Annotated in this window: 8 protein-coding genes and 1 pseudogene; 4 read left to right on the plus strand and 5 right to left on the minus strand. The window is 50.4% G+C overall.

Features of this window, described 5'->3' with window-relative positions; all coding sequences use genetic code 11:
• The 4 genes and pseudogenes from O71_RS08285 to O71_RS08300 form a co-directional block, all read left to right on the plus strand.
• Positions 1-1073: pseudogene (locus O71_RS08285) on the plus strand (chorismate mutase); the annotation flags it as partial.
• Positions 1074-1144: 71 nt separating this feature from the next.
• Positions 1145-2182: a 3-dehydroquinate synthase gene (gene aroB, locus O71_RS08290; protein WP_007655373.1), complete on the plus strand. Its 1038-nt coding sequence runs from the start codon at positions 1145-1147 to the stop codon at positions 2180-2182.
• Positions 2179-3408: a 3-phosphoshikimate 1-carboxyvinyltransferase gene (locus O71_RS08295; RefSeq protein ID WP_007655376.1), complete on the plus strand. Its 1230-nt coding sequence runs from the start codon at positions 2179-2181 to the stop codon at positions 3406-3408. Before aroB ends, O71_RS08295 begins: the two co-directional genes overlap by 4 nt.
• 20 nt (positions 3409-3428) lie before the next feature.
• On the plus strand, positions 3429-3947 hold the full coding sequence (locus O71_RS08300; protein ID WP_007655378.1) for a hypothetical protein: 519 nt from the start codon (positions 3429-3431) through the stop codon (positions 3945-3947).
• An 8-nt stretch (positions 3948-3955) separates the two neighbouring features.
• Here the strand turns inward: O71_RS08300 and rhuM are convergent, their stop codons facing one another.
• From rhuM to O71_RS08325, 5 genes are all read right to left on the minus strand, one after another.
• Positions 3956-4951, minus strand: a complete 996-nt coding sequence (gene rhuM / locus O71_RS08305) for a virulence protein RhuM/Fic/DOC family protein (protein ID WP_007655380.1) — start codon at positions 4949-4951, stop codon at positions 3956-3958.
• 8 nt (positions 4952-4959) lie between these two features.
• Complete coding sequence (locus O71_RS08310) at positions 4960-5766, minus strand: ABC transporter substrate-binding protein (protein WP_040574029.1); 807 nt, start codon at positions 5764-5766, stop codon at positions 4960-4962.
• Positions 5767-5858: 92 nt separating this feature from the next.
• Positions 5859-6929 (minus strand): M42 family metallopeptidase, encoded by a 1071-nt coding sequence (locus O71_RS08315; protein ID WP_007655384.1) that lies wholly within the window; start codon positions 6927-6929, stop codon positions 5859-5861.
• Between the two features lie 99 nt (positions 6930-7028).
• Positions 7029-8588 (minus strand): acyl-CoA carboxylase subunit beta, encoded by a 1560-nt coding sequence (locus O71_RS08320; RefSeq protein WP_007655386.1) that lies wholly within the window; start codon positions 8586-8588, stop codon positions 7029-7031.
• 183 nt (positions 8589-8771) lie between these two features.
• Positions 8772-9581 (minus strand): AAA family ATPase (locus tag O71_RS08325; protein ID WP_007655388.1); only part of this gene is annotated, 810 nt, incomplete at its 5' end.

A 9581-nucleotide genomic window follows, 5' to 3' on the forward strand; every position in this document is an offset into this window, starting at 1 on the left:
CCGCTGGTCATTGCCGGACCTTGCAGCGCTGAGAGTGAACAGCAGGTGATGGAAACGGCGGAGGCTCTGAAAAAGCTGAATGTGCACCTGTTCCGGGCCGGTATCTGGAAGCCGCGTTCCCGGCCCAACACATTTGAAGGTATAGGCCTGGCTGGGACTGGAGTGGCTGGGTCGCGTGAAGCGTGAACTGGGTATGCGCGTAACGACTGAGGTGGCTACTGGTCGGCACGTGGAGGAGGCACTGAAGCAAGGTATAGACGTACTCTGGATCGGTGCCCGCACCACTGTAAACCCCTTTGCCGTGCAGGAAATAGCCGATGCGCTGAGGGGCGTGCAAGTGCCTGTGATGGTGAAAAACCCGTGAACCCGGACCTGGCATTGTGGATCGGTGCGATTGAGCGCATTTACCAGTCAGGTATAACGGATCTGGCCGCCATTCACCGTGGCTTCTCTTCTTACCAGCCTCTAAGTACCGCAACTTGCCGGTATGGCAGATCCCCATCGAGCTGAAGGCACGTTTTCAGGGTCTACCTGTGATCGTGGACCCTAGTCACATTGGTGGCACCCGCGAACTGATACACCCATTGTCGCAAAGAGCACTCGACATGGGCTATGACGGCGTGATGATTGAAACTCACCCCAATCCGGCAGAAGCCCTAAGCGACCCGGAGCAGCAGGTAACACCAGCAGCCCTGGCCGAAATTCTGGACAAGCTGCAGGTGCGCAAAACCAATTATGATGATGCCGAACTGGTGAGCCGGGCGGAGGAATTGCGCCTGCAGATTGATGCCGCAGACCATGATATTATCACTGCCCTGGCTAAGCGTATGGCCTTGGTAGAACAGATAGGGGAGTATAAAAAACAGAACAACGTGCAGGTGCTGCAGCTAGAGCGTTGGAAGGAGATTTTTCGGACCCGTGCCGACTGGGCAACCGAAGCAGGTATAAACCCAATTTTTGTGGAGGAGCTTTACAAGCTGATTCATGTAGAGTCCATCCGGAAACAAACCATTATCATGCAGACCGGAAATCCGGAATTGCAACCTGATACCAAGCCGGAACAGGCTTCGTAAGCGTATACCTGAACGTCGGTCCGGTTCCGATGCTTTTTCTTAAACTTATACCTGTCTAAAACCTAATCCGCGTGACTGAAAGCATATACATTGGGCGAGACGTGCTGCCAAAGCTTCAAACGGTGCTGCAGAATCTTGCCTTCTCGAAAGTAGCCGTACTGGTAGACGAGAACACCCTGCACCATTGTTATCCACAGGTAAAGCCCTACCTTCCCGAACATGATATCATCCAGATAAAGAGCGGTGAGGAAAACAAAACCCTGCAGACCTGCGAACACATCTGGCAGCGCATGACGGAGCTCCATCTGGACCGGTGGTCGGTGTTGGTGAATCTGGGTGGCGGTGTGATCGGGGATATGGGTGGTTTCTGTGCTGCTACTTTTAAACGCGGAATGTACTTTGTGCAGGTGCCTACTACGTTAATTGCCCAGGTCGACGCCAGCGTGGGCGGCAAAACAGGTATAGACTTTCACGGACTTAAAAACCATATCGGGGTATACAAAGAGCCTAGAGCCGTTTTTATCGATCCCTCTTTTCTGAACACGCTTCCGCAGCGCCAGCTCAAGTCAGGCTATGCCGAGATCATCAAACACTGGCTGATCGCCGACGCGGCCGCTTTTGAAGAACAGCGCCATATCGGGCTATTTACTGAAAATTGGGATGATCTGATCCGTCATTCTATAGGTATAAAGTCAGCCGTGGTGGAGGCCGATCCTTTGGAAGGCGGCTACCGCAAAGTGCTCAACTTTGGCCACACGGTGGGCCACGCCGTAGAAAGTTACCTGATGGAGCAGGCCGGTCGTGAACTGTTGCATGGAGAGGCCATTGCGATAGGGGTGCTGTGCGAGGCTTACTTGTCCTTGAAGAAAGACTTGATCACAAAGCGGGAACTGGATCAGATCGAGACTTTTCTGGTGTCGATCTATGAAAAGGTAAAACTCACCGAAGAAGATGTTCAGGCGATGTCCAAACTGGCCTTGCAGGACAAGAAAAATACTCACTCCACTATCAACTGTACGCTATTGCAAGGTATAGGCAAGGCTGTTTGGGACCAGCCTGTGACTGTGGCAGAGATACAGGAAGCATTGCGCTATTACCAGCTACTATGACAAAAACCGTTACTCTTTCGCACCCTACAGGTATACTGAAGGGTCGTGTACAATTACCTGCCTCCAAAAGCGAGGCAAACCGTGCTTTAATTATCGCAGCCTTGGCTGGGGGAAAATCCGAATTGCAGAACCTCTCCGAAGCCAACGACACCCAACTCCTGCAAAGACTCCTGAACAGCGACTCGGATACCATAGACGCCGAAGATGCGGGGACAGTGATGCGCTTTTTAACGGCCTATTACGCCGTGACAGGGCAGCAAAAAACACTTACCGGAACCGATCGCATGTGCCAGCGCCCGATCAAGGTGTTGGTAGAGGCCTTGCAGGAACTGGGCGCAGGTATAGCATACCTGGGCGAAGAAGGTTATCCGCCCCTTCAGATCAGCGGCTTTAAAGGCAGCGGCAAAAAGCACTTGAAAGTGCGCAGCGACATCAGCAGCCAGTACATTTCCGCTTTGATCATGGTAGCACCTTTGTTACCCGATGGGCTGGAACTGGAGCTGGACGGTAAGATCAGCTCACGGCCTTACATCGAAATGACCTTAGCTTTGATGAAGCACTTCGGGGTAGAGGCAAGCTTTGAGGGTAACACGATCACCGTGCCACATCAAAAATATCAACCCGCTACTTTCGCGGTAGAGTCGGACTGGTCAGCGGCAAGCTACTGGTATAGCATGGTGGCCCTGGCCAAAGAGGCGGATGTGACCTTGCTGGGTTTGCGTGAAGATTCCCATCAGGGCGATAAAGCCATTGTGGACATCATGCGACGTTTGGGTGTACATACCGAGTTCAAGCAAGAAGGAGTGCGTCTCACAAAAAAGCATGCGGAGAAAAGAGTAACCTTCGATTTTAGCAATTGCCCCGATCTGGCACAGACTAATGTGGCGCTGTGTGCAGCCTTAGGTATAGCCGTAGAGATGACCGGATTGGAGAGCCTTCGCATCAAAGAAACAGACCGCATTCAGGCGTTGCAGATTGAGGTGCTGAGTATGGGTGCCTCACTGGAAGAAAGGACCCCCGGGATCTTTCAAATGAACCCGACCTTGTTGACCAATCGGGAGTTGAATTTCAGAACCTACGAAGATCATCGTATGGCCATGGCCTTTGCTCCGATCGCCTTGTTGCAGCCTATCCAGATACAGGAGCCGCATGTGGTGCGCAAGTCCTACCCTCGGTTTTGGGAAGATCTGGAGAAAATGGGCTTTGAAGTAACAGCGAATGAATAGTGATTATTGAGTAATAACTAATGGGAAAGCGCTATTTGTACGGAGATGCTGGCCTGATCGAGGTTTTGCTACCGCAGTTCGAGCTGATGGAGACTGCCGAAGGTGGGTATGCTGCAGTTTACAAAGACCCGCTCACCAATTCCTTTTGGCTGAAGTACTATGCCACTGCGGCCAAGCAGGGCGGAGGCTACCTTACTCTGATGCGCCTCCCCGCACCCTCTACTGAGAAGCTTATCGATATTGCCATCGGCACAATCTTCGAAGACGAGGCTGTGGCTGCCGTGTTGCGCTTGCTGGATGAAGAGGCGATCGAAAAAAAGGATTACAGGCAATTGCTGATCGGGAAACTGGAACAGGCGGTGGAAGGAGCCGCCATACAGGCAGAGCGGGTTTTTAAGATCATCAGGTTCGCCAATCTGACTGACCCAATGAACAAGCGAGAAGTTTTAGGGAAATCGGCAGCGCAAGTGCAGGAAGACGCTGCTTATTTTCAAGGTATAGCTGAGCGGGCCGAAAGGTTGTTGGAGCGGTACTCATAAAACAACTTCTAATTGCTTTGGTTGATCAAGTTAACTACTACTTTGATCATCATGTCTTTTTCTGTGGGATCGCTCTCAGCAATCAATAAAGTAAGAGCTACCAATGCATTGTCTGCAATGCGCTTTTGTCCGTATGCAGTGTATAGGAGCTGGTTCTTCTCCATGAACCACACAAACAAGAATGCCGCAATCCTTTTGTTGCCATCAGAAAACGAGTGATTTTTTACCACAAAATAAAGCAGGTTAGCCGCTTTCTCTTCCATGGATGGGTATAGTTCTTCGTTACCGAATGTCTGATAAATGGTATTGACAGAGCTTTGGAAACTCTCATCCTTTTCACGACCGAATAAATCAGAACCGCCAAATTTCTCTTTTAAAGTGCGTATGGCAGCAATCGCGCTATCATATGTAATCCTGAAATACTCTGTTTTATGTGTGCCCTGTATGGCTAAGCGTTGATGGTCGTAGTCATCAAGTATGTCAAGCGCATATGTGTAATCGCTTATAATTTGAAGTAAACCTGTACTCTCATCCGTTGAAAGCTCTTTCCGCTGAATAACATTCTGTAGCAGCTTAACTGTTTGTTTGAGGTCGTTGTACTTCTGGGCTTGTTCTTTTAACCGTTTTTCGTTCAAGGTATAGCCCTCAACCAAATGTTTGCGCAATATGTTGGTTGCCCAAATCCTGAATTGTGTGCCTCGTTTGGACTTAACTCGGTAGCCAACAGAGATAATCACGTCAAGATTATAATAAGTAGTTAGGTAGCTTTTGCCATCTTCGGCAGTATGTCGGAATTTCCGACATACTTGTTTCTCGTCCAACTCCCCCTCATTAAATACATTTCTGATGTGCTCCGTGATAGTGGCACGTCCTTTCTCAAAAAGTCTTGCCATTTCTTTCTGAGTAAGCCACACCGTTTCTTGCTGTAATTTTACATCAATCGTAGATTGTCCGCTCTCAGTTTCATAAATGAAAATTTCTCCTATACCTGGTATCTCGTTCATTGTCTTTGCTAATTTGATTCCTCGCCTACTTCCTTAATTACACATTGCAAATACTCTGGAGCTTTCAGCAACCTGCTCCCATACCAGCTGAACATTTCGCCATCCACCACTTTAATTACTGCCTCCGGGCACATCTCCCGAAATTCCGCGAAGTGCTTCTCCTGAAAAGGATAGGGTTCTGAAGATAGAAGAATTAACTTGGGAGCCGCAGCCTGCAGTTGCTCCGGCGACACCTCCGGGTAGCGGGACTGGTCAGCGAAAATGTTGGAAAAGCCGCAGCGCTGCAGCATGTGGTCAATGAAATTGTCACTGCCCACCGCCATGTAGGGCCCTCGCCAGATAAAGTAAGCCGTAGGTATAGTAGTCTGAAAAGGCTGCAGCTGCCCGAAGCCAGCGGCTATACCTTGCGTCAATTCTTCGGCCTTCGCCTCTGTTCCGGTAAGCTGCCCTAACTGGTTGATCATCTGCAGAGAGTCCTCTAAGGTATAGATGTCGCTCATCCACACCGGATACTTTCCCTGCAGTTGAGCTATACCTTCTTCGTAGTTTTCTTCCTTGTTTCCGATGATCAGGTCGGGCTGCAATTCATCGATCACCTCTTGCTTGAAGTTCTTAGTGCCACCGATGATAGTCTTTTGTTTTACCTTCTCTTTTGGATGAATGCAGAACTTGGTCAGGCCCACGATGCGGTCTTCCAACCCCAGATCAAAAAGAAGCTCTGTTTGGGAAGGCACCAAAGACACAATTCGCTGCGGTAGTTGCGGCAGCGTAATGCTGTGGCCCATTTGGTCGGTGAAGGTATAAGGGAAGCGCATGTTCAAAAGTAAGCAATTTGGGATGGCGGTAAAACAAAAAACCACACAAGCCAGTCAGGCGCTGTGTGGTTCTCTAGGGCTAAAAGCGATTTCTATTTCAGGTATCGGAAATCCTGATTGTCCTCAATTTTTAGCAATGTCTCATAAATCAGTTTCGTTACGTTCTCTACGTCGTCTTTGTGTACCGTCTCCACTGTCGTGTGCATGTACTTCAATGGCAGGGAGATCAGAGCCGAAGCAACACCGGCGTTAGAGTATGCAAACGCATCCGTGTCGGTTCCGGTTGCACGTGAAACGGCGGAGCGCTGGAACGGGATATCTTTCTCCTGTGCGGTATTAATGATCAGGTCGCGCAGGTTGTTCTGCACCGCAGGGCCATAGGCAATCACAGGGCCTTTTCCGCAGTGGATGTCGCCACTGTTCTTCTTGTCGTACATCGGCGACTGCGTATCATGGGTCACGTCGGTGATAATGGCCACATCCGGCTTGATGCGGTGCGCAATCATCTCAGCGCCACGCAAGCCAATCTCTTCCTGCACCGCATTCACGATGTACAAACCGAAAGGCAGCTTGTGCTTGCGCTCGTGGATCATGCGGGCTACCTCAGCGATCATAAAACCACCCACGCGGTTGTCTAAGGCGCGGCCTACGTAGAACTTGTCGTTCATCACTGTAAACTCGTCCTCAAAGGTAGCTACGCAGCCTACGTGTATACCCATTTTCTCCACCTCTTCTCGGTTGCTGGCACCACAGTCCAGGAACACGGTCTCGATGGTAGGGGCCTTGTCGTTCTCCACCTTGCGCACGTGTATAGCTGGCCATCCGAAAACTGCCTTGACGATGCCTTTGGAGGTATAGATATTTACTCTTTTGGAAGGAGCGATCAGGGCGTCAGAACCACCGTTGCGCTTCAGGTAGATATAGCCTTCCGGCGTGATGTAGTTTACAAACCAGGAGATCTCGTCGGCATGTGCCTCAATCACTACTTTGTATTCCGCCTCTGGGTTGATCACACCTACTACGGTGCCGTAGGTATCCACAAAGTAATCTTCAATGTACGGCTTCACATACTCCAGCCACAGTTTCTGTCCTTCAGACTCGAAGCCGGTAGGAGAGGAGTTGTTCAGATATTTCTCAAGGAACTCGAATGATTCTTTTCTCATCAGTGTCGTTTTCAGTAATGTATAGACAATGGTTGTTAAACATAACGAGCATGTACAGCCAGATGTTCTGTGACTGTACATGCTCGTTATTCAATGCAGTTAAAGCGGGATGTTGCCGTGCTTCTTGCGAGGCAGGCTCACAGCCTTGTTCTCCAACATTTTAAAGGCCTTGATCAGCTTAGCGCGTGTCTCGCTTGGCATGATTACTTCGTCGATGAAGCCACGGTGTGCAGCACGGTATGGCGTGGCAAACTTATCCTTATACTCCTGTACCTTCTCAGCCAGTTTCGCAGCTGGATCTTCCGCCTCAGCAATCTCGCGCTTGAAGATGATCTCGGCAGCACCCTGCGCACCCATTACTGCGATCTCTGCAGTTGGCCAGGCATAGTTCATATCCGCGCCGATGTGCTTGGAGTTCATTACATCGTAAGCACCGCCGTAGGCCTTGCGGGTAATTACCGTAATGCGCGGTACAGTCGCTTCGCAGAAAGCGTAAAGCAACTTGGCACCGTTGGTGATGATGCCGCGCCACTCCTGATCCGTGCCCGGCAGGAAGCCTGGCACGTCTTCTAGTACCAGCAATGGCACGTTGAAGCTGTCGCAGAAGCGCACGAAGCGGGCGGCCTTGGTGCTGGCGTTGATGTCGAGTACGCCGGCGAGTACGGCAGGCTGATTGCCCACGATACCGATGCTGCGGCCACCCAGACGGGCAAAGCCCACTACGATGTTCTCGCCAAAGTTTTTGTGCACCTCAAAGAAAGAATCCGCGTCGATGATACCCTCGATCACCTCACGCATGTCGTACGGCTGGTTCGGGTTTTCAGGTATAATCGTGTCAAGCACCGAGCGGGTTTCGTCAGCAGCTTCCTCGTAAGGGAGCGACGGTGGCAACTCTTCGCAGTTCTGCGGCACGTAGCTCAGCAGGGTTTTGATGTAGTTGATACACTCCACTTCGTTGGCGCAGGAGAAATGTGTTACGCCGCTCTTAGTGCTGTGCGTGCTCGCACCGCCCAGTTCTTCAGAAGTTACGTTCTCGTGCGTTACCGTTTTTACCACGTTAGGGCCGGTCACGAACATATAAGACGTGTCTTCCACCATCATGATAAAGTCGGTGATGGCAGGGGAGTATACCGCGCCACCGGCGCATGGTCCCATGATAGCCGAGATCTGAGGGATTACACCAGAAGCCAGTGTGTTGCGGTAAAAGATGTCAGCATAGCCACCCAGCGAAACCACACCCTCTTGGATACGGGCTCCACCGGAGTCGTTCAGGCCAATCACCGGTGCACCGTTCTTCATGGCCAGCTCCATGATCTTCACGATCTTCTCAGCATGGGTTTCAGAAAGCGAACCACCCAATACCGTGAAGTCCTGTGAGAACACGTAGACCAGACGTCCGTTGATGGTGCCGTAGCCGGTCACCACACCATCGCCGAGGAAGTACTGCTTGTCCAGACCGAAGTCCTTGGAACGGTGCATCACAAACTTACCGATCTCCTCGAAAGAGTTCTCATCCATCAAAAGGTGAATGCGCTCACGGGCCGTCAGTTTGCCTTTTTTATGCTGTGCTTCTATTCTGTCCTGTCCGCCGCCTAGCAAGGCTTCGGCGTTTTTGCGCTCCAGCGTTTCTATCTGGCTCTGTCTGATGTCTCCTGCCATGAAATAGGGTATATCTGTTTTATGGAATATCGATTGAATAATTGTCAAATTTAAAAACTATCAGCCGAAATCAGCTATACTAAAAGCAAAATTTGGCTCCTGATCAGTGTATATCTTTCAGATAAAGTCAAAAAATAAGGGCTGCCCCGTTAGGAACAGCCCTTATATAATAGGTCTTAAACCTTATTTGTCAGATTTCTCACCGTCACCAGACGACTTGGTTGGCTCTGTTTCTTCCTCTTCTCCGTCATTGGCTATACCTTTCGGCTTCTTGCCATTGCTCTTTTTAGAAGCAAAAGTCAATTTCTCTTCGCCTTCCTTGAAGTCTACCATCATGGTGTCACCTTGTGCGATCTCGGCTTTCAGTATCTCCTCCGCAATCGGGTCTTCGATATACTTCTGAATAGCACGGTTCAGCGGACGGGCACCATACTTCGGATCGTAGCCTTTCTCGGCCACAAAATCCTTGGCTTTGTCAGTGAGCTCGATCTTGTAACCCAGGGCCTCAATGCGCTTGAACAGTTTGCCAAGCGACAGCTCGATAATCTTGTGCATGTCTTCACGACCAAGTGAGTTGAACACGATCACATCATCCAGGCGGTTCAGGAATTCAGGCGAGAAGGTTTTCTTCAACGCACTGGCAATCGTGCCCTTCATGATGTCATCCACGTTCTCCTGCTTGCTCTTGGACATGAAACCAATACCAGCACCGAAGTCCTGCAGGTCGCGTGCACCGATGTTCGATGTCATGATGATGATCGTGTTACGGAAGTCTACCTTACGGCCAAGACCATCCGTCAGGATACCATCATCCAATACCTGCAAGAGCAGGTTGTACACGTCCGGGTGAGCTTTTTCGATCTCGTCGAGCAGTACCACAGAGTATGGCTTGCGGCGGATTTTCTCCGTCAGCTGACCGCCTTCTTCGTAACCCACATAGCCCGGAGGCGCTCCCACCAGGCGAGATACACTGAATTTCTCCATGTACTCACT

Origin of the sequence: Pontibacter sp. BAB1700, from assembly GCF_000277005.1 — a bacterium.
Classification (GTDB): Bacteria; Bacteroidota; Bacteroidia; order Cytophagales; family Hymenobacteraceae; genus Pontibacter; species Pontibacter lucknowensis.